Source organism: Natronococcus occultus SP4 (assembly GCF_000328685.1).
GTDB lineage: Archaea > Halobacteriota > Halobacteria > Halobacteriales > Natrialbaceae > Natronococcus > Natronococcus occultus.
Genome location: NC_019974.1, coordinates 3,413,221 through 3,432,071, shown reverse-complemented (window position 1 = coordinate 3,432,071; position 18,851 = coordinate 3,413,221). Strand labels below are relative to the sequence as shown.

General features: G+C 64.9%; 20 protein-coding genes. 10 read left to right on the top strand and 10 right to left on the bottom strand.

Translation table 11 applies throughout. The features are described 5' to 3' along the window. Positions 1–54: 54 nt before the first annotated feature. Positions 55–1,629, bottom strand: coding sequence for an ABC transporter substrate-binding protein (locus tag NATOC_RS16785; protein WP_015322670.1), 1,575 nt, complete (start codon positions 1,627–1,629; stop codon positions 55–57). Between the two features lie 198 nt (positions 1,630–1,827). Between NATOC_RS16785 and NATOC_RS16780 the strand changes: the two genes are divergently transcribed. Genes NATOC_RS16780 through NATOC_RS16770 form a run of 3 tightly spaced genes read left to right on the top strand, consistent with a single transcriptional unit; the run spans position 1,828 to position 3,365 of the window. Further along, positions 1,828–2,466, top strand: coding sequence for a ribonuclease H family protein (locus NATOC_RS16780; protein WP_015322669.1), 639 nt, complete (start codon positions 1,828–1,830; stop codon positions 2,464–2,466). Between the two features lie 48 nt (positions 2,467–2,514). Then, positions 2,515–2,967, top strand: a complete 453-nt coding sequence (locus tag NATOC_RS16775; RefSeq protein ID WP_015322668.1) for a DUF2240 family protein — start codon at positions 2,515–2,517, stop codon at positions 2,965–2,967. Positions 2,968–2,990: 23 nt separating this feature from the next. Then, the gene (locus tag NATOC_RS16770) at positions 2,991–3,365 is read left to right on the top strand and encodes a hypothetical protein (protein WP_015322667.1); all 375 of its coding nucleotides are present in this window, start codon (positions 2,991–2,993) and stop codon (positions 3,363–3,365) included. A gap of 100 nt (positions 3,366–3,465) precedes the next feature. On the opposite strand, the gene NATOC_RS16765 is transcribed toward NATOC_RS16770, so the two are convergent. Further along, entirely contained in the window at positions 3,466–4,143 is a 678-nt protein-coding gene (locus tag NATOC_RS16765; protein WP_015322666.1) for an HAD family hydrolase, read from the bottom strand. A gap of 122 nt (positions 4,144–4,265) precedes the next feature. Here NATOC_RS16765 and NATOC_RS16760 point away from each other — a divergent pair, with 122 nt between their 5' ends. The 3 genes from NATOC_RS16760 (at position 4,266) to NATOC_RS16750 (ending at position 7,990) form a co-directional block, all read left to right on the top strand. Beyond that, positions 4,266–6,020, top strand: a complete 1,755-nt coding sequence (locus NATOC_RS16760) for a cation:proton antiporter (protein ID WP_015322665.1) — start codon at positions 4,266–4,268, stop codon at positions 6,018–6,020. Then, positions 6,013–7,704 (top strand): cation:proton antiporter, encoded by a 1,692-nt coding sequence (locus NATOC_RS16755; RefSeq protein ID WP_015322664.1) that lies wholly within the window; start codon positions 6,013–6,015, stop codon positions 7,702–7,704. Before NATOC_RS16760 ends, NATOC_RS16755 begins: the two co-directional genes overlap by 8 nt. A gap of 91 nt (positions 7,705–7,795) precedes the next feature. Beyond that, entirely contained in the window at positions 7,796–7,990 is a 195-nt protein-coding gene (locus NATOC_RS16750; protein ID WP_015322663.1) for a hypothetical protein, read from the top strand. 29 nt (positions 7,991–8,019) lie between these two features. On the opposite strand, the gene NATOC_RS16745 is transcribed toward NATOC_RS16750, so the two are convergent. The 3 genes from NATOC_RS16745 to NATOC_RS16735 all read right to left on the bottom strand — a co-directional run bounded on the left by NATOC_RS16745 (position 8,020) and on the right by NATOC_RS16735 (position 11,951). Further along, the gene (locus tag NATOC_RS16745; RefSeq protein ID WP_015322662.1) at positions 8,020–9,717 is read right to left on the bottom strand and encodes a cation:proton antiporter; all 1,698 of its coding nucleotides are present in this window, start codon (positions 9,715–9,717) and stop codon (positions 8,020–8,022) included. Next, on the bottom strand, positions 9,710–11,440 hold the full coding sequence (locus tag NATOC_RS16740; protein WP_015322661.1) for a cation:proton antiporter: 1,731 nt from the start codon (positions 11,438–11,440) through the stop codon (positions 9,710–9,712). Before NATOC_RS16740 ends, NATOC_RS16745 begins: the two co-directional genes overlap by 8 nt. A gap of 142 nt (positions 11,441–11,582) precedes the next feature. Beyond that, positions 11,583–11,951: a methylglyoxal synthase gene (locus NATOC_RS16735; RefSeq protein ID WP_015322660.1), complete on the bottom strand. Its 369-nt coding sequence runs from the start codon at positions 11,949–11,951 to the stop codon at positions 11,583–11,585. Between the two features lie 77 nt (positions 11,952–12,028). Between NATOC_RS16735 and NATOC_RS16730 the strand changes: the two genes are divergently transcribed. Further along, on the top strand, positions 12,029–12,448 hold the full coding sequence (locus NATOC_RS16730) for a VOC family protein (RefSeq protein WP_015322659.1): 420 nt from the start codon (positions 12,029–12,031) through the stop codon (positions 12,446–12,448). Positions 12,449–12,459: 11 nt separating this feature from the next. Here NATOC_RS16730 and NATOC_RS16725 read toward each other — a convergent pair whose 3' ends face one another. After that, positions 12,460–13,026 (bottom strand): DoxX family protein, encoded by a 567-nt coding sequence (locus NATOC_RS16725; RefSeq protein WP_015322658.1) that lies wholly within the window; start codon positions 13,024–13,026, stop codon positions 12,460–12,462. Between the two features lie 163 nt (positions 13,027–13,189). Between NATOC_RS16725 and pyrF the strand changes: the two genes are divergently transcribed. Then, complete coding sequence (gene pyrF / locus NATOC_RS16720) at positions 13,190–14,026, top strand: orotidine-5'-phosphate decarboxylase (protein WP_015322657.1); 837 nt, start codon at positions 13,190–13,192, stop codon at positions 14,024–14,026. A gap of 64 nt (positions 14,027–14,090) precedes the next feature. Here the strand turns inward: pyrF and NATOC_RS16715 are convergent, their stop codons facing one another. The 3 genes from NATOC_RS16715 to NATOC_RS16705 all read right to left on the bottom strand — a co-directional run bounded on the left by NATOC_RS16715 (position 14,091) and on the right by NATOC_RS16705 (position 15,046). Beyond that, positions 14,091–14,375, bottom strand: a complete 285-nt coding sequence (locus NATOC_RS16715; protein ID WP_049888822.1) for a hypothetical protein — start codon at positions 14,373–14,375, stop codon at positions 14,091–14,093. Position 14,376: 1 nt separating this feature from the next. Then, positions 14,377–14,556 carry a hypothetical protein gene (locus tag NATOC_RS16710; RefSeq protein WP_015322656.1) on the bottom strand — a complete coding sequence of 60 codons (180 nt, stop codon included), beginning with the start codon at positions 14,554–14,556 and terminating at the stop codon, positions 14,377–14,379. Between the two features lie 79 nt (positions 14,557–14,635). Next, positions 14,636–15,046, bottom strand: a complete 411-nt coding sequence (locus NATOC_RS16705; RefSeq protein ID WP_015322655.1) for a DUF7344 domain-containing protein — start codon at positions 15,044–15,046, stop codon at positions 14,636–14,638. 186 nt (positions 15,047–15,232) lie between these two features. Here NATOC_RS16705 and NATOC_RS16700 point away from each other — a divergent pair, with 186 nt between their 5' ends. Both NATOC_RS16700 and NATOC_RS16695 read left to right on the top strand, forming a co-directional pair. Then, positions 15,233–16,456, top strand: a complete 1,224-nt coding sequence (locus NATOC_RS16700) for a DUF7504 family protein (RefSeq protein WP_015322654.1) — start codon at positions 15,233–15,235, stop codon at positions 16,454–16,456. Beyond that, entirely contained in the window at positions 16,453–18,525 is a 2,073-nt protein-coding gene (locus tag NATOC_RS16695; RefSeq protein ID WP_015322653.1) for a hypothetical protein, read from the top strand. The genes NATOC_RS16700 and NATOC_RS16695 overlap by 4 nt, the downstream gene beginning before the upstream one ends. A 6-nt stretch (positions 18,526–18,531) precedes the next feature. On the opposite strand, the gene NATOC_RS22480 is transcribed toward NATOC_RS16695, so the two are convergent. Continuing rightward, positions 18,532–18,681: a DUF7503 family protein gene (locus tag NATOC_RS22480; protein WP_015322652.1), complete on the bottom strand. Its 150-nt coding sequence runs from the start codon at positions 18,679–18,681 to the stop codon at positions 18,532–18,534. Between the last annotated feature and the right edge of the window lie 170 nt (positions 18,682–18,851).

Here is an 18,851-nt window from a genome sequence, read left to right as displayed (position 1 = left end):
TGTGGTTCTTCCGGAACAGCGATCTGAAACGTTTCCACCCCTCCCTTCGGAGTCTCAGCTATCGAGCTCCCAGAGGTAGATGCTCTCGTCGGTCCGGGGCTCCCAGTCGAGGTCCTCGCGGACTCCGTAGACGCTGTCCTGGGAGTGGAGAAACACCCACGGCGCCTCCTCCCGGAGCTCCTCGTTGATCTCCTGGAGCTGCTGTTCGCGTTCGTCCTCGTCCTCGATCGTCTGGCTCTCGAGGATCGCCTCGGAGATCTCCTCGTTGCGAAGCGTCTCCTGTGGTGCCTCCTCGACGAAGAACGGTGCGAGCCCGTAGTCGGAGTCGCCCGTGATGACGCCCCAGCCGATCAGGAAGAACGGCATCTCCTCGTCGTCGTAGCCGGCGCTGTTGGCGTCGGAGATGTCCGGAAACGGCGCGGTGTCGAAGGTACAGTCGACGTTGTCGAGCTGGTCGATCTGGTCGGCGGCCATCTGGGCGACGTCGGCGTCGTTGAGGTACCGGCCCTCCGGAGAGTACAGCGTGATCTCCTCGCCCGCGTAGCCGCTCTCCTCGACCAGCTCCTCGGCCTGCTCTATGTCCTGCTCGTAGGTGTCGAGGTCCGGGTTGTGGCCGAACACACCGTCGGGAATCGGCTGGGTCATCGCCTCGCCGTACCCGCCCAGCGCATCGGAGATGATTCCCTCGTTGTCGACGGCGTAGTTCATCGCCTGGCGGAACTCGGTGCTGTCGAACGGCTCGACGCCCGATTTCATCACGAGGAAGACGTTCCGGAGGCTGGTCTCCTCGCGAATCTCGACGCCGTCGGCGTCGTCGACGCCCGGCACGTCCTCGGGAATGATGTTGTCGACGATGTCGCTCTCGCCGGTTTCCAGCGCGTTCGCGCGACCGCTGGACTCGCCGTCCTGGTTGAAGACGACCCGTTCGAGGGTCGCTTCGTCACCCCAGTAGTCCTCGAACGGCTCGAGGACGACCTGGACGTCCGGCTCGTACTCGACGACCTCGTAGGGACCGGTGCCGTTGAACGCGTCGGCGTCGTCGCCGGCGACGGGCTGTTCCTGATCCTCGATCCACTCCTGGTTGACGACGCGGCCGTAGTTGGCGTACTCGAACTCCGCCAGCGACGGCGCGACGTCGTGTTCCAGGAGGACGGTCGTCTCGTCGAGTGCCTCCGCGTTGTCGATCGCGCCCAGCCCGGCGGCCTGGTCGCTCTCGATACCGAGCTCGGGGTCGATCATCCGGTTGAACGTGTAGGCGACGTCCTCGGCGGTCATCTCGTCGCCGTTGTGGAAGACGACGTCGTCCCGGAGCGTGAGCTCGGCGCCCTCGTCGGTGTCCTCCCACTCCTCGACGACGCGGGGTTCGAACTCGAAGTCGGGCGTCACGTTGAACAGCGGTTCGTAGACCGGATCGAGGACGTTGAAGTACGGCCCCGTGATGTGGTCGTTGGGGTCCGGGTTCTCGATGATCTCCCCCTGCGTGATCACGATCTCGTCTAGGTCGTCATCGTCGCCCTCGGGGTCGTCGAGACAGCCCGCGATGGCTCCCAGACCGGCCGTTGCACCGATAATTCCGGTAGCCTTCAGTACGGATCGGCGACCGGAACACAGGTTGTCAGCACCCTTCATACCCTATGAAATAGGTGTAGGCAATATAAAGGTTGGTTGTTTGTTACGCGGTTCTGCGTCGAATCCGTTCAGGTATCGACAGCGATCGGCGCTGCTGGACAACTATTTACAACTGAACCCGAGTTCGAGGACGCTCGTCCGTTCTCTCCGGGCGATACCGCCCACAAGTTTAAGTGAGCTAGATCACCTACACCGAGTATGGCCGCTCACGGCCGGTCTGCCCTGCGGGACCTGTTCGACGAGTCGCCCACCCCCCACATCGCCCATCCTCCGCGGACCCACCACCGGGACTTCTACGTCGCTACCGACGGCTCGTTCCGGGAGTCGGGGGGCGGTCTGGGCGCCGTCATCGAAACGCGCGACGGCACCCGCGTCGCTCGGATCGCGACCGCGGACACACCGCCTGACAACAACGTCGCCGAGTATCGGGCGTTGCATCTCGGCCTCGACGTACTGGCAGCTCGGGCACCGCCGGACGCCCGCGTCGGCGTCCTCGTCGACCACGACGCGCTCGCCAGCAACGTCAACAACGCCGTCCTCGCCACCGATCATCCGGACCGGAAACCGCCCCAACCGATCTCGGTACCGACGGCGACCCGGTACCACTGGCGCGGGATCCAGGCCCGGCTCAACGGGTTCGGCGAGCTCCGGGCCGCCCGGATCGACAGCGATCAGAACCCCGCTCACCCGCTCGCGAACGCGCCGGCCCGGTACCAGCACGTCAACCGCGAGGCCGATCGCTGCGTGCTTCCAGACCCCCCCGAGCCGACCGCGCCAGCCGAGTTCCCGCCACCGTCTCGCGCCGACCGCAATGGCGGCGGGCGCGCCTCGGACTGACGGCTGGAACCGTCACCGTTTTTCCGTCGCCCCAGAGAGTCGTGTGCGATGAGCCTTCGCGTCGCCGTCGCGGCCCCGTTCGTCCAGCACGGAACCGACCGGTTGCAGGAAAACGCCGTCGTCGTCGCCCTCTCGCTGGATCGGGACTGGTTCTCGCCCGACCAGGCCAAACGCCTGATCGACGTCGCGACCCGCGAGGGACTGGTCGCTCGCGAGGACGGCGAGCTTGTCGCCACCTTCGACCCGACCGACGTCCGGATCCCCGAGGAGTTTACCCCCGACGAGGATGTGCTCCGGGAGCGCTCGGCGTTCGAACGCGTCCTCGACGCGCTGGTCGCCGAAGGGGCCGAGAAACACGAGGCCGTCGGCGCGATAAACGGGCTCCAGGGCGAGCTGGGTGTGACCATCGAGGCCGCAGCGGTCGTCTACGCCCGTCGACAGGGGCTCGACGTCGACGAACTCGTTCCCGTTGCCCGCTCGGCGCTGATCGAAGAGCGTTAGGTCGGCGATGACCGATCGCGGGTATGGTCGAAGACCGGATCACCGACGGTCGGCGGATCGCCGAACTGCTCGCCTCGGAACTCGACGGCCGTGAGGACGGAGCGCTCGCGGCCGTCGCCGTCGTCGACGCCGACCGCGACGTCGAGCCGTCGGCCGACGGCGCGCGGGCGTACGACGTCGTCGCGAACGATGACCCGCTGGCGACGGCGTTCGTCCACCCCGATCGGCTCCGTCTGGAGTTCGAGCGCGGCCAGGAGCGTGCGGCCGACGCTGCCGCCGAGAGGGAGCTTCGCGTTCGGCCGAAGGCGACGACCCCGCCACGGACGCTCGTATTCGTCGAGAGCGGCGCGGCGGTCAAGCGGGCGAGCGACGTCGTCGAGGTCGTCGTCGAGGACTGATACGGATTGCTGTACCGAGTTCCCGGCACGACCGCGACCCGGGCGGCGGTTGCGCCGGAGCTGACGGACAGGAACCCGTCTGACTCCGTCGCCGTCGTTTTCAGGCGTCGGCCATCGACTCGTCGAGCCCGGCGATCGCCGCTGGAACCGCCGTCGCGACGTCGTCCTGGCTGACGTGTGCGGCGGCTCGGGGGTCGGGGTCGGCGCCGTCCTCGAGGAGAATCTGGATCGCGGTCATCCCGGCGCCGGTCGCACCCTCGATGTCGGCCTCGACCTCGTCGCCGACGTACACCGCGTCCTCGGGGTCGACGCCGAGCTCGTCGGTGATCGCCTCGAAGGCGCGGGCGTCGGGTTTCCCGGCTTCGAGCTCGCCGGTAACAAGCGCCGCGTCGAAGGCGTCCTCCCAGCCCAGCGTCTCGAGTTTGTCCCGCTGGGCGCGAACGGGGCCGTTGGTGAGCAGCCCGATCCGATACTGCTCGCCGAGTTCGGCGAGCATCGACTCGACGCCCGGAAGGGGCTCCAGATCGGACGCGATCTCCTCGCGGTACGCAGCGGCGAGATCGGCCGGCTCGGTGCCGGTCTCCCGGCCCTCGAGCAGCTCCGCGAAGATCGGCTCCCGCGTCTCGCGAGTGAGGTTCCGGCGGTGAGCCTCGAGGTAGTCGGCTCGCGACAGGTCGGGGGCGTCGGCGGCGTCGGTTGCCGCCTCGAGAATCGTCGTCCGATCCCGCTGTGGAACCGCGAGCGTGTAATCGAGGTCGAAGACGACCGCCTGTAACATGGTCGCAGGAAGGAAACGAGTGCGTTTGAACTTATTGTTTCGGACATCACAGAAGGAGTTACCTGCCGAGTTCTGGGCTGGTTCCGACACCGTTAATACGATTTCTCGGTCGTTCGTACATAATGATCTCCGAGGTGGCTCTCACCGTCGATCTCGCGATTATCGTTCTTGGTGCGACGTTTGCCGGCTTTCTCGCGAAGCGAACCGGACAGCCGACGATCATCGCCTACATCCTGGCGGGCGTCTTGTTAGGGCCGGCGGCTCTCGGCGTCGTCGAGGTGGGCGAGCTCACGGATCTGCTCTCCGAACTCGGACTCGCCTTCCTGCTGTTTCTGCTCGGGATCAAGATGCGTCTCGACGAGATCCAACACGTCCTCTCGCCGATCGTCAAGATCTCGATCCCACAGATGGCGGCAGTCTTCGTCGCGGGCGCGGGGCTCTCGTTGCTGCTCGGTTTCTCCGCGCTCGAGTCGCTGCTGATCGGGCTCGCGGTGATGTACAGCTCCACCGCGGTCGTCATCAAGATGCTTACGGACAAGGATGAGGCGACCTCGCTGCACGGCAAGCTCGACGTCGGCGTCCTGCTCGTCCAGGACGTCGTCGTCGTCATCATCCTCGCGGTGCTGGCGGCGGGCCGGCCCGACGGCGTCGCCGAGGTCGCGACGACCCTGGCCGTCGTACTCGTCCTCGTCGCTCTCATCACCGTCGCCGCAGTCGGTGCGTCCCAGACAGTGTTGCCGGTCGTCTTCCGCCGAGTTGCCGACAACAAAGAGGTATTCTTCCTGCTGGCGATCTCGTGGGCGTTCCTGTTCGTGTTCGTCTCTGACAACATCAACCTCTTCTTGGCCCCGCTGGGGATCGAGGCGTACCTCTCGATCGAGATGGGGGCGTTCATGGCCGGGCTCGCCATCGCACAGCTCCCCTACAGTAAGGAACTCCAGGACCGGATCAACCCCTTGACCGACCTGTTCGTCATGGTGTTTTTCGTCTCGGTCGCACTTGATCTCCAGGCGAGCCAGCTCTTGGCATACTGGCAGGAAGCGGTCGTCGCCGCCCTGGTGTTGATGCCGGTCAAGTTCGCGATCTTCTTCTACCTGCTCGACTGGCAGGGGTTCGGCACGGAAACGACGTTTCTCGGGAGTATCAACATGATTCAGGTCAGCGAGTTCGGAATCATCGTCGCCGCCGTCGCGTTCGAGGGCGGCTTCATCGAGGCGGAAGTGCTCGGCTTCATGACCCTGCTCGCGATCTTCACGATGGCCGTCTCGGTCTACTTCATCGAGTTCAGTCATCCGCTGTTCGAGCGGCTCGAACCGACGCTTTCGAACTGGACCGGCGACGGGACCTTCGAGGGCGGCAAACGGGAATACCGCGACCACGCAGTCGTCATTGGCTACGACGAGGTGACGCGCAACGCTCTCCCGGTACTCGCGGATCACTTCGAGGACGTCGTCGTCATCGATCGGACGGTCGAGCACATCGAAGCCCTCGAACAGGAGGGGTACGACGTGATCTACGGTGACTTCCGGAACGCTACGATCCGGAAAGACGCAGCCGTAGCGAAGGCGGCGTTTGCCCTCTCCTCGTCGGTCCAGTCCGAGGTCAACAAGGCTCTGCTCAGAGAGACCGACGACGACGCCGTCGTCTTCGCCGAGGCCGAACGGCTCGAGGACGCACACAACCTCTACGACAGGGGCGCACACTGTGTCATCGTCCCGCCGTACTTCGCCGCCGACAGGCTCGCGGAGTACCTGCAGGCATACCTCGAGGAGGAGGCGGTGCTGGAGGAGACACTCGACGCGGACGCCGAACTGCTGGCGAATCCGGAGCCGTTCCCGGAGACTGCCGATCGACTCGGGGGTGGGCTGGATGACTGATCTGCTCACCGCGGTCTCGATCATCTTCATCGTTATGGGACCGTTTCTGCTGGCGGCCAACCGGTTCCAGCTCCCGACCGTTCCGTTCTTCGTCCTCGCGGGGATCGTCGTCGGCTTCTTCGTCGAGCCGGAGCTCACGCTCGAACTCGCCCAGTACGGGATCGCGTTGCTCGTGTTCTCGTTCGGGGTCGAGATCGACCTCTCGGCCGTGCGGACGGTACTCGTCGACAGCGAACTCGCCGCCGTCGGACAGATTCCCGTCGCCGGCTCGCTCGGGTTCGGATTCGGCGTCGTCCTCGGCGTTCCGCCCGGGGACGCGATCTATCTCGGTGCCGCGGCGGCTCTGTCCTCGACGATCGTCGGAGCAGCGCTGTTACAGCGAGAGTACGACACGAATCTCGTCCGCGGTCGGCTCGCCAGATCCATCCACTTCGTACAGGACCTGCTCGCGATCCTGTTCGTGCTCGTGTTGAGCGCCGCGACGCTTGCGGCAGAACCGGTCGCGGCGGCCGTCGGCTACGGCGTCGCATTGCTCGTCGCCGCCATCGTCGTCAACCAGTCCCTGTTCGACGCAGTCGGCGAGTTCGCAGGGGATTCGGACGAGCTCATGATCCTCGCGGTCGTCTCGCTGCTGGTCGTGTTCGTCGGCGCAGCCGAGTACGTCGGCATCTCGATCGTCGTCGGCGCCTTCGCCGCCGGGCTCGCGGTTCGGCACGACCCCGTCGACTACCTGGGGCTGTTCAACGGTCTCGGGTCGATCAGGGACTTCTTCGTCGCCATCTTCTTCGTCACGATCGGCGCGCTAGTCGTCGTCCCGTTCGTCGAACTCGGATGGACCGAGTCCGTCGAGAAGGTCGTCCTGGCTGGCGGACTCGTGATCCTGACTGCGGTAGTGAAGCCAGCGATCACCACGACGATCCTGATTTACCAGGGGTACGAGCCCCGAACGGCCACACTGACCAGCCTCAACACCGACCAGGTCAGCGAGTTCGCGCTCATCATCGCGATCGAGGCGCTGGTGCTTGGCCTCCTCTCCCAGTCGGTGTTCGACGCGATCATCCTCGCCGCGGCGGTGACGATGGTGACCTCGAGTCTCACCCAGCGCTACGACGAGGAGATCTACCGGACGCTGGCCGATCGTGGCGTCCTCGGCAGCAGACACGAGAAGATCGACGAGTTGAGCGCGGTTCCGGCCGACTGCTCCGATCACGTCGTGATCGTCGGCTACGGTCGCCAGGGTCAGCGGCTGGTCGAGACCTGCGAGGAGCTCGACCGGCCGTACGTCGTCATCGAGAACGACCCGTCCCGCAGGGATTCGGTTGCCGCCGAGTGTGACGCCTACGTCTTCGGCGATGCGATGGAACGGTACACTTGGCAGAAGGCAAACGTCGAGGACGCACGGATCGTCGTCTCGACAGTGAAGTCCGAACTCGTCTCCAGGCGGCTCCTCTCGTTCGAGTTCGAGGCCGACCTCACCCTCCGATCGGGCGACCGGGAGAGCGCACTGGAACTGCTCGACGCGGGTGCGCTGTACGTCAGCCATTCGGAGCTGCTCGCCGGACAGCGACTCGCCCAGCAGCTTCGGGCGCTGTTCGACGACGAGGTAACGCCTGCGGAGCTTCGGGACCAACAGCGAGCCGAACTGAAGAGCCGCGCCGACCCCGTCTACAAACCGCTCCGCTAACGAGGCGTCCGAGCGGTTCTTCCGGTTTCGAGACCGGACGAGAGTAGCACACAACTGTTTTGCCGCTGCCCTCGCTACGGTCCCGATACCGATGTTCGACTCAGCCGAGCCGGGTCGTCTCCTTCGAAACCTGGGCATCTACACCGTGGCGGTTCTCGCTGCGATCGCAGGCGCGATCGGGCTGATCGACGTGATCGACCTTCCGGTCGTCCTCGCCGGATCGTTGCTCGTTCTCGGGCTTGCAGCCGTTCTGGCGGTCCACGAGTATCTCGGTGGGCCATTCTGAGCAGCGACGGCTGCGAAACTTCGGTGTGATCAGTACTGCTCACGCTGGACAGTGAACCCGTACCGTTCGAGCTCGCTCAGCCGATCGAGGTGGTTCGTGGCGAGCGTCTCCGCATCCGTCTCGTCCTCGAGCAACACGTCGACGACTTCGGTCAGCTGTTTGCCAGCCAGGATGTCCGGCACGGTGACATACGTCGCGCCGGCCTCGACGAGTTCGGTGGCCCGCTCGGGGTCATTGGATCGAAGGACGATATCGGCGTCGGTCTCGAGTTCGAGCAGGTGCTCGGAGACCGGGGGGTGGTCGACCGTCGAGACGACGAGTGCGGCGTCCTCGAGGCCTGCCTTCTGCCACGGGTAGGTCGACATCGCGTCACCGAAGACGTAGTTTCGACATTCGGCCTCGAGCCGGTCGTACAGCGCGGGATCGTTCTCGACGACGACGTAGCTCCGATCGAGGTCCTCGAGGGTCTCGACGAGACGGCGACCCTGGCGACCGTAGCCGACGATCACGACGTGATCGGAAAGATCGCCCTCGACACGGCTGTACTGGTCGACCTTCCGCGTTCGCTGCTCGGTAAAGAACCGTGAGACTACCGCCGAATACATCTCCTCCTCGGTGCGTCTGGCAGTCGCAGTGAGCAGCATCGTCACCGCCGCGGCGAGGATGATCGCATCGAACATCGCTTCGCTGATCGTCCCCATAAGAAATGCTTGGATTGCAATAACCAGCGAGAATTCGCTGACCTGGTTGAGGCCGGTCGTGGCGAAAAACGCTGTTCGGACGTCGTACCCTTCGTAGACGAACGCCAGCAGCAAGACGACTGGGTTGACAACCGACACCAGTGTCACGAGTACCAGTGCGATCGTCGCCGTCTCGAGGGTCGGGATCGAGACCAGCGCACCGACGGTGACAAAGAAGATGGTGACGAAGAAGTCCCTGATCGAGTCGATTCCGTTCCCGACCGCCAGCGACTGCGTCCCGTCGTTTCTGATCGCGAGCCCGGCGGCGAAGGCGCCGACGACGATCGAGATGCCGACATACTCGGCGGCCGCGAGAAACGCAACCAGAATAGAGACGCTCCCCATCAACACGAGCTCGTCCGAGCCGTCGGCGGCCCGAACCAACAGCGGAAAGCCGTGGCGGTAGATCACGAGTCCGGCGACGATCAGTACGACGCCGTATCCGATCTTCGACGCGACGGCGTCGGCGGTCACGACCTCCGTACTGAGGATCAAGAGCAGCGCGATTGCGACCAGATCGTCGAAGAAGTGAATCGAGGACGCGAGTCGGCCGTGGACGAGGTTGTCGCGGATCTCGGTCTCGAGCATTCCGGCGCCCACCAGCGTCGAACTCAGGGTGACGGCGGCGCTGAAGTAGACGGCGTGTCTGAGCGGATCGACGAAGCCAAAGAGAGTACTGAGGACGTACCCGGCGCCGAACGCGATCGGTGCGACGACCACCAGCTGGGTGATCGCGGCGATCTCGCCGTCTCTGAGTACCGACTGGACGTCGCCGAAATCGAGTCGGATTCCGAAGACGAAGACGAGAAACGCGATCCCCCACTGGGCCAACACCAGCAGCTCGTCGAGCCCAATAGTCCACCCGACGGCGAGCCCGGCGAGAAGATAAAACGGGATCGTCGGAAGTCGGAACTGGTTGGCGACGAACAGTAGTGCGCCGGCTGCAACGAAGATGATGCCGAGGTCGACGATCAGCGCCTCAACCATCGGTCTCACCCCCGTCGCCGACCATCTCGTCGATCGGATCGTGGCCACGCCGTCTGAGTCGCTCGAGGTCGTCGTTGACCGTCTCGTCGAACGCCGAGCGGTCCTCGAGATACCGTTCGAGGTACTCGGCGAGCATTTCTGCGGTTAGGTGCGTGCTCATGATAACGTAGGTCGCACCGCGGTCGTAGAGTGCGCGGGCGTCGTCGATCCGCTCGGCTTCGACGAAGACGTCGGCGTCGGCGTCGACCTCCTCGAGCAGTGCCTCGTTAACTTCGCGCTCGACGCTCGAGCTCAATACGAAGCTCGCCTCCGCGAGATTCGCCTCCTTTCGGATCTCGGAGTGGCGAAAGTCTCCGAAGATATAGTCGTACGGTTCGTCAGTGTCGTCCTCGACGTGTCCTGCCTTGCGATCGATGAGAACGACGTCGTCGTACCGGTCGGCCAACAGCGGCAGGAGTCGCTCGGTGATGTCGTCCCGGCCGATCGCGATCGCGTGATCGTCGTACGTGGCGATCTCCGCGTCGCGTTCGTCTGCAGACTCGAATCGGCGGAACCACGGCTCGACGCGGTCGTAAATCGCGTGGTTGTTGGCGACGATGTACGTCGAGACGGTCATCGTCAGCAGCGCCATCAGAGTGAGATAGCCGAGGATCTCGGGACCGATGTAGCCCTGCTGGATGGCCAGCGCGCCGACGATCAGTGAGAACTCGCTGACCTGAACCATGTTGATCGAGGCGAGAAACGTCGGTTCGACGCCGAACCCTTCCCGGTCGATGAGATAGAACATGATCCAGAAGTTCCCGACCATCAGGACGATCGAGGCGATGATTGCTTCCTGCCAGTAGGCAAAGAGGCTCGCGGCACCGCCCTCGATCTGGAGCCCGATACTCGCGAAGAAAACGAGGATGAAGAAGTCAGTGATCGGCGTGATCCGATCCTCGAGTTCCTTGCTGTAGGGCAGCTGTGCGAGGCTGAGTCCCGCCAGGAACGCCCCGATCTCGATGCCGCCGTCGAACTGACTCTCAGCGGCGGCGATAAACAGGAACGCCCAGGCGATCGCGACGATGAGGAACACGTCCTTGTTGTCCGCGACGCGACGGAACAGCCGTGGGAGGAGATACTTCGAGGACGCGATCGAGAAGATACCGATAAAGGCCATCATCGCGAACACGACACCCAGTGTCTGGAGGATCTCGCCCGCGTTGTCGAGCGACTCCGCGCTGAACATCGCGAGGACGACGACGAGATAGATGTCCTGAACGATGAGGACGCCGACGTCGATCTTGCCAGGAAGCGTGGTGATCTCGTCCTTGTCAGAGAGGACCTTGACGATGATCGGTGTCGCGCCGAACACCGTCGCCAGCGAGATGACGATGACCTCCATCGTCCCGAACCCGAGCGCCAGCGCGACCAGGAAGGCAAGTGCCGTCTGGAGCACCGTCTGGCCGACGGCGACGTTCGTCACCGGGCGAAGGATCTCTCTGATATCCGAAAACCGCATCTTCATCCCGAGCAGAAACAGCAGGAACCCAAGTCCGAGCTCGGACATTAGATAGACCAGCCCTTCGTCGGTGACGATGTCGAACGCGACCGGGCCGAGGATGACCCCTGCGGCGATGTAGGCGATGATCGTTGGCTGCCCCAGCTGTCTAATGATGATACCGATAACTGTCGCGACGACGATAATAATCGCGAAATCGGCGGCGAGGGCGATCTGACTCATCGGTGAACCCGGATCATATCGAGCGGTTTGGGGATTCGATCTAAATACGTTTGTGTTCCTGTGATCGCCGAAGCACGGACGGGCGACCGAGACGTCCTCGGAGTCAAGTGGGTCCGCTCACTACTCGCTCGTCAGGATCGTCTCAGTCGGCGAGCCCCTCGATGAGAAACTCCGCCGACGCGAGGTTCGTCGCCAGCGCCGTGTCGTGGACGTCACAGATCCGCAACAGCGCGGAGATGTCGGGTTCGTGGGGCTGGGCCCGGAGCGGATCACGGAGAAAGACGATCCCGTCGAGCCTGTCCTCGGCGACCTCCGAGCCGATCATCAGGTCCCCGCCGAGCGGACCCGACTGCTTGCGCTCGATCTCGAGGTCGGTCTCTTCCATCAGGCGCTTTCCGGTCGTTCCGGTCGCGATCAGCTCGTACTCCCGGAGCTGGGCCTCGTGGGTCTGTGCGAACTCGATCAGGTCGTCCTTCTTCTCGTCGTGGGCGATAAGCGCGACGCGCGTCATAGGTCGATATCGTCGCAGGGGCTCATAACGGTGGCCGAACGGAAGCGCTTTTGGAACCCGATCGCGCGAACGATAGCATGACCGAACACAGCGCACACCACGTCGGGATCACCGTCGAGGACCTCGAGGACATCCTGCCGTTCTACCGTGACAGGCTGGGGCTCGACGTCCTCGATCGGTTCTCCGTCGAGGGAGAGGACTTCGCCGACGCCGTCGGCGTCGACGGCGCGGGCGCCAGCTTCGTACATCTCGACGCGAACGGCGTTCGCCTCGAACTCGTCGAGTACGACCCCGAAGCCGATCCCCGACCGACGCCGGGGCTCAACGAGCCCGGCGCGACCCACGTCGGGCTCGCGGTCGCGGACCTCGATGCGTTCTACGCCGACCTGCCCGACGAGGTGCCGACAATCAGCGAGCCTCGGACCACCGAGAGCGGGACGTCGATCTGTTTCTTGCGGGATCCGGAGGGGAATCTCGTCGAAATACTGGAACCGTAGTGAAAAAGGGGTTAGCTCAGCAGGTACCGGAGCTTCGGGAAGCGCTCGACGAGCGCCTGCCCGCCGACCTGGAGCTGCGCGATGTAGCGGTCCAGCCCGAGGATCCGCCCCGCGCCGAAGGCCGCCAGCGCCAGGAAGACGACGGCGTAGATCAGCGTGTAGTCGAACAGCGCGAGCCAGGCGCCCTCCCAGCCGCCGAGGAAGAACATGCTCATCTGGATGGCACCGCCCAGAGCGGCCAGCCGGACGAACGCGCCGGCGATCAGGGCCACACCGATCAGCACCTGCGTGACCGGGACGACGACGTTGATAACCTCGAGCAACATCGCGTTGCCCGCCATCGCGGCGTACAGGCCGCTGACGGGGCTGGCGGGGTCGACGCCGTGGAGCAGGAAGCCGCTGGCGTCGAACGCCTCGCCGCTGACGACCGCGAACTTCCCGAGTCCGGCAAACAGCATCATTCCCCCCATGACGGCTCGTAGTGCGACGACGAACCACGCGCTAAGCGCGTGGGGTTCGCCGACGAGGTCGATCCCCCCGTATCGGCTTTCGAGCCGGTTTCGAGTTGTTGTAGACATTGTCGGTCACCGTTACAGTTGATCGTAGACCCCCGACCCTCATATATTGGGAACTCGGTTCCTACCGCGCAGGAAACGAACCGAGAGTTTGGAGTTGTTTTCAGATTCGCCTCGCCAGTGACCGGATAGCAACCTTTTCGACCGACCCGAACCACGTCCCGGCATGAACTTCTTCGATCGCCTGCGCGACCGCATTCGAACGGTCGACAGCGTCGTCTCGGTCGGACTCGACCCCGACCCCGCTCGGATTCCCGACCACCTGCAGGACCGCGAGCTCCCGCGGTGGGCGTTCAACCGCCGGATCATCGACGCCACCCACGAACACGCCGCGGTCTACAAGCCGAACGCCGCCTTCTACGAGGACGCGGACGGCTGGCGCGCCCTGGCGGAAACGATCGCCTACGCTCATGGAAAGGACGTTCCAGTACTGCTCGACGCCAAACGAGCCGACATCGGCAACACGACCCGCCAGTACGCCCAGTTGCTCGAGCAGGCCGACGCGATCACCGTCAACCCTTACATGGGCCGAGACTCGCTACAGCCGTTTCTCGACGACGAGGAGGCGGGCGTCTTCGTCCTCTGTCGGACCTCCAACCCCGGCGGCGCGGACCTCCAGGATCTCGAACTGGCGAGCGGCGAGGCCGTCTACGAGCGGGTGGCCGCGCTCGCGGAGCTGTGGAACGAGAACGACAACGTCGGACTGGTCGTCGGCGCAACCAAGCCCGAGGAGCTCGCGGAGCTGCGCGAGCAGGTTCCCGACCTCCCGTTTCTCGTTCCAGGGATCGGCGCCCAGGGCGGGGACGCCGAGGCCGCCGTCGAGTACGGGCTCGCCGACGGCGTCGGCCTGGTCAACTCCTCGCGGGGGATCATCTTCGCGGGCGAGGACGTCGGGGCCCAGTCGCGAAACGGAGACGACGAGTTCGCGAAAGCCAGCGGCCAGGCGGCAAAGCAGCTCAAAAAGCGGCTGAACCGGTACCGCGACAGCTGTAGTAACAACTGAAACGGTTCGCACACCGATCGCCCAGCAGTCGTGCGATCGGGTGCGCACTGACTTTCAGTGGTTACTATACGTACTCCGTTCGCCCGCCGGCCTCGCCGTCCTCGCAGATCGGCGAGACGACCCGTCCCGCGACCAGTCCGTTGACGACCTGGCCGACGATCTCGATCTCGACGGGCTCCCGGGGCGGTCGGTCCTCGAGGACGTCCAGTCCCTCAACGACGGCGATGTCCATCGGACTGGCGTCGTGGGGGTGGGCGGCGACGAGGATCTCGTCTCGTTGCTCGAGTTCGAGACAGAACCGCTCGCCGACCGCGAGCGATTCGCCCAGCAGATCACGGATCGTGGTCATCTCAGAACCGGTTGATGTCGACGTCGTCGGACCCGCGGTCGGGCTGGCCCTGCGCGACGCAGTCGGTACACAGCCCCGGACCCGGCTCGTAGTGCTGTTCACACGCGAGCGTCCCGCAGTTCGCACACCGCTCCTGGGCGGGCTTGGACTCACAGATCTGACAGAGGCCGCTGACACTCATAGGAACGCATACGATCTCGAGTGGCTTGAAAGGGATCCCGGCAGCGCCCGCCCGTCCGACCGGTGCGTCGCGGTCCGAACTACGTCTCGGTCTCGAGTTCGTAGCAACACTCCAGCAGCGACTCGAGGACGTCGGTCGGCGCCGTCCATCGGACGGTTCCGCTGCGGTCGTCGTACTCGATCAGTCCCCGATCCGCCAGCTTCGGCAGGTGCGTGTGATAGAGCTCGATCCGAACGCGCTCTCGGTCGTCCGCGGAGAGCTGTTCGGCGGGAACCGACGCCTCGCGGGCGGCGATCGTCGCCGCCAGCGAGTCGACGCTCGTGACGTCCGCTTCGGAGAGCCGGTAGAGTACGTCCCGGCGTCGGCGGTTGCTGAGAAGGGAGAGGGACTCGTCGATCGTCGCCCGTCGCCCGCCGATGACGGGTCGCTCGACTCCCTGTTCAGTCGCCGTGACGTGGTCTTCCGTATCTTCCGAGCGGTAATCGGCCATATACTGTAGGCTCACGATCCCTGTTAATAAGCTTGCTAGGGCGGTACTACCACGGCGCGTCCGAAAGCAATACAGAGATCGTTCAGGAAGAGTGAATATATTTGTTACTTTCGGAGTTATTTTTATACAGGTGAGACGTATGGTATCCGCGAGCTTTTCCTAAGCGTCGGTCGTACCCCGTGACGGATGACGACCGACCGATCCCGGGACGAGACCGGAGTCGACGAGAGCGACGGGACAGCCGCCGGGATTCGGTCGCGTCCGAGCATTGCGATTATCAAACGGGTCGCGAACGAGACCGGAATCTCCCCGCTCGAGTTGCCGCCACTCAACGAGACGGTCGACGTCGACGCCCTCGACCGACTCCTCGAGGACGGCGATCCGGACCGTCCGTGGCCGACGCTCGTCTTTCGGTACGTCGACTACCGGGTACGGGTCGGAGCCGACGGGGAGATCGAGGTCACGGATCCGGACGAGGACGGCATCTCGGTCGTCGACGAGTGGACACACGTCTCGGTCGTCGAGGAGCCCGACGATCGCCCTCTCGCGGTGCGGCTCGTCTCGGCGATCGCCGACCGCTCGGGGTGGGAACGAAGCCGAGTTCGGACGGCCCTCGCGGAGATCGCTGATCCGGACGCGCTGACCCAGCTGAACCGACGGCGCGAGAACGGCGTGCCACGACCCGGTGCGACGGTGTTGTTCTCCGTTCTCGGCTACGACGTCGTCGTCGACGCCGGAGGGACGATCAGCCTCGGTTCCACGCTCGGTCGGCTGAAACGCACTGGCGGAAACGTGTTGATCGTTGGTGGCGTGCCCGACGACCTGGTCGACGTCGCCAGCACGAACCTCCTCGGCGATCCCGACCGGAACCGGCGACGCCTTTTCGCGTTGCTCGATCGCAACCCCGGCGTCGTTACCGATCGGCTCGGACCGACGAGCGCCGGATCGGCCCGGATCGTCGACTACGCGATAAGCGCGCGCTCGGTCGCCACGACGGGAACGCCCGTCGGCGAGGGAGGGCACGTGGTCGACGAGCCGACGGATCTCGACGAGTTCGCCGCGACCGTCGCCACTCGTGTCCGCGCGTTCGAAACCGGGGCGTCCCTCTCGGAGCCCGGGGATCTGCGGCTCTGTGTCGACTCGCTGCGCCCGATCATCGACGAGCGGGGAGCCGAGGGGACCGTCGCTCTCCTCGAACCGATCCGTGAGGCGGTACGGGACGTCTCGGGGCTGGGCCACTTCGTGCTTCCAGTCGGTCGCGAGAGCCCGGTCGTGGAGCGTCTCGAACCGTCGTTCGACGCGACGGTCGAGCTTCGCGCCGGCGACTGTGGCCCCCAGCAGCGGTGGCACCTCCACGAGAGCGGGTACACGACCGACTGGATCGGACTCGGCCGATCCGACGAGCGATGACCGCCGAACCGAGATTCGAACCGCTCGACGACGGACACGGGCTCACCGTCGTCGACCCGATCGAGAACAGACGGTGTCCGTTCCGGACCGATCGACGGATCTCGCTTCGACCGGTCGAGCCCACCGGCTTTTCCTTTCCCGTCGACGGCGCCGTCGAGCTGACGGTCGCGGAGCTGATCTTCCCGTACGTCGTCCCGGTGTACGCGCGCGATCCGAGCGGTGAGGTCGTCCTCGAGGCCGAACACTGCGCTTACGAGCGGCTCCCGGCGGGAGAGTACGTGTTCGAGCTGATGGCACCGATCAAACTCTACGTGCGCGCGACGAGCGCGGTGACGATCGCGTCGGCCGACGACCGCCTGGCGTTCGATTTCGGCGAGTCGACGGAGATTCGGCTTGGGGCCCGCTCCCGGCACGAACGCCCCGCCACAACGGTTACGACGACCGCCGAACCGGCGGATCTGGCCAGAGCTGTCTCGACGTTCGGCTCGGCGCTGAAGACCCGCGAGTGTGATCGCTCGCTCCCGTCGTTTCGGGGCCACCCACCGTGTCTCGAGCTCGGCTCCGAGCTGCAGATCCCCGACGCCGCCACGCCGCCTGACACCGGCGTCCGGCTCGTCGTCCCCCCGGACAGAGCGACGATCTACGCCGCCAGCCCCCTCGCACACTACCTCGCGGCGAGCGTCGAAGTCGGCTCGGATCCTCGTCTCGAAACCGACAGCGGGTTCGCGTACCCTCTCGGGAACGACGAGGAGTCGGTCGCCAGGACCATCGGGCGCGTCCTCGAGCACGCGTTCTTTTTCGATTGTGTGGCCCGAACGGAGGGGCTCTACCCCGTCGAACTCCACGAGCGCGACGAACTCGATGCTCGTCTCGATTTCGCCATCGACGAGTTCTACGAGGCCGAGCTCGGCGAGCGGATCGAAACGGCGCTTTCGATCCCGCACGAACGGATCGCGGATCTCCTCCCGCGGTGGAACCTCGTGACGCACGCGACCGACGAACCGACGAACGCGACGGTCCTTCCCTTCCTCGTCAACGAGCTGTCGATCGTTCGTCCCGCACCCGAAGCACGGACCGACGACGAGCCGGCACCGCTGACCGCGCTCGCGATCGACGAGTTTACCCGATCGACCGGGGCGCCGGACTCCGAGGACGACAGGTCGTACGTCTCTCCGCCGGACGCCGACGCGTTCGGACAGGCGTGGCTCGGGAGCGGTGTTCCGATCGGAGCGAACAAGCTGTTCCGAACCGCCTACGAGAACGGACTCGAGCGCTCGCCGTCCGACGGCACCGCCGAGGTAGCGGTCGTCTGTAACGATCCAGCGATGGCGGCGGAGTTCGACGCTGGCGACAGCACTCTCTACGGCGAACGCGAGAAGCTCCCCTTCGAGGTCGCGGTCCACAGAAACGTCACGACCGATCGGCTCCGTGAGCTGTTCGCGGCCGATCTCGATTTCCTCCACTACGTCGGCCACGTCGAGGACGGCGCGTTCGTCTGTAAGGAGGACGTCCTCGAGGCCGGCAAGCTGCCGGCAGTCGGAGTCGACGCCGTTCTGATCAACGGCTGTCGGTCGTACGACGTCGGCCGCCGCGTGATCGAGCAGGGCGGAGTGAGCGGAATCGTCACGCTCAGCGACGTCGGCAACCGCGACGCGATCGCCGTCGGACGGTTCGTCGTGCGGCTGTTGAACAACGGGTTCACGATCCGGGACGCGGCCGCACTCGCCCGGGAGACCCACCTCGTCGGCAACCAGTATCTCGTCGTCGGCGACGGGAGCGTTACGGTCGGACAGGCTGGAAGCGGCGTTCCCAACGGCTGCCGGATCGAACCCCTCGACGACGGTCGCTACCGGCTTCACCTGCAGCTCTACCACGTCGACAGCGGGGTCGGGGCCCAGTACATCCCCTACATCGACGGCGTCGACCGACACTTCCTCGCGGGGACCGAGCTCCCGCCGATCGAGCTCTCGGGTGGTTCGCTCGCCCGATTCCTCCGCCTCGCGGAGATTCCCGTTCGCTACGACGGCGATAGATACTGGTCGACCGACGACCGGTTCACCGAGCTGTAGGGTCGATTACCAGGTTCCTCCGCCGTTGCCCGCGATGCCGAGGTCGGCCGCGGCCGTCCCGACCTGCGACAGCAGGAGACAGCCAGCGAACAGGACGCCCAGCAGCCGCGGATGCTCCGTGAGGAACGTTCGTAGTGTCTTGTCGTTCGATGACATGGCGCTTGGAGTAACACGACCGACGGTAATATCATTTTCTCAAGAAATACGACAGCAGAGTAATCGGCTATTCCCGCGACTGATCCGACCGTAGGAAACCATTACTGGATCGGGACCGCCGGTAATGGACGATTGCGATCGGCGAGTGACGACGTCCTCGTGACCGCCGA

Coding starts and splice junctions, on each gene's coding strand:
- NATOC_RS16775 (WP_015322668.1), top strand. CDS start 2,515: ATGAGCCTTCGCGTCGCCGTCGCGGCCCCGTTCGTCCAGCACGGAACC.
- NATOC_RS16730 (WP_015322659.1), top strand. CDS start 12,029: ATGACCGAACACAGCGCACACCACGTCGGGATCACCGTCGAGGACCTC.
- NATOC_RS16770 (WP_015322667.1), top strand. CDS start 2,991: ATGGTCGAAGACCGGATCACCGACGGTCGGCGGATCGCCGAACTGCTC.
- NATOC_RS16715 (WP_049888822.1), bottom strand. CDS start 14,375: ATGACCACGATCCGTGATCTGCTGGGCGAATCGCTCGCGGTCGGCGAG.
- NATOC_RS16760 (WP_015322665.1), top strand. CDS start 4,266: ATGATCTCCGAGGTGGCTCTCACCGTCGATCTCGCGATTATCGTTCTT.
- pyrF (WP_015322657.1), top strand. CDS start 13,190: ATGAACTTCTTCGATCGCCTGCGCGACCGCATTCGAACGGTCGACAGC.
- NATOC_RS16705 (WP_015322655.1), bottom strand. CDS start 15,046: ATGGCCGATTACCGCTCGGAAGATACGGAAGACCACGTCACGGCGACT.
- NATOC_RS16745 (WP_015322662.1), bottom strand. CDS start 9,717: ATGGTTGAGGCGCTGATCGTCGACCTCGGCATCATCTTCGTTGCAGCC.
- NATOC_RS16755 (WP_015322664.1), top strand. CDS start 6,013: ATGACTGATCTGCTCACCGCGGTCTCGATCATCTTCATCGTTATGGGA.
- NATOC_RS16735 (WP_015322660.1), bottom strand. CDS start 11,951: ATGACGCGCGTCGCGCTTATCGCCCACGACGAGAAGAAGGACGACCTG.
- NATOC_RS22480 (WP_015322652.1), bottom strand. CDS start 18,681: ATGTCATCGAACGACAAGACACTACGAACGTTCCTCACGGAGCATCCG.
- NATOC_RS16765 (WP_015322666.1), bottom strand. CDS start 4,143: ATGTTACAGGCGGTCGTCTTCGACCTCGATTACACGCTCGCGGTTCCA.
- NATOC_RS16710 (WP_015322656.1), bottom strand. CDS start 14,556: ATGAGTGTCAGCGGCCTCTGTCAGATCTGTGAGTCCAAGCCCGCCCAG.
- NATOC_RS16700 (WP_015322654.1), top strand. CDS start 15,233: ATGACGACCGACCGATCCCGGGACGAGACCGGAGTCGACGAGAGCGAC.
- NATOC_RS16740 (WP_015322661.1), bottom strand. CDS start 11,440: ATGAGTCAGATCGCCCTCGCCGCCGATTTCGCGATTATTATCGTCGTC.
- NATOC_RS16780 (WP_015322669.1), top strand. CDS start 1,828: ATGGCCGCTCACGGCCGGTCTGCCCTGCGGGACCTGTTCGACGAGTCG.
- NATOC_RS16785 (WP_015322670.1), bottom strand. CDS start 1,629: ATGAAGGGTGCTGACAACCTGTGTTCCGGTCGCCGATCCGTACTGAAG.
- NATOC_RS16695 (WP_015322653.1), top strand. CDS start 16,453: ATGACCGCCGAACCGAGATTCGAACCGCTCGACGACGGACACGGGCTC.
- NATOC_RS16750 (WP_015322663.1), top strand. CDS start 7,796: ATGTTCGACTCAGCCGAGCCGGGTCGTCTCCTTCGAAACCTGGGCATC.
- NATOC_RS16725 (WP_015322658.1), bottom strand. CDS start 13,026: ATGTCTACAACAACTCGAAACCGGCTCGAAAGCCGATACGGGGGGATC.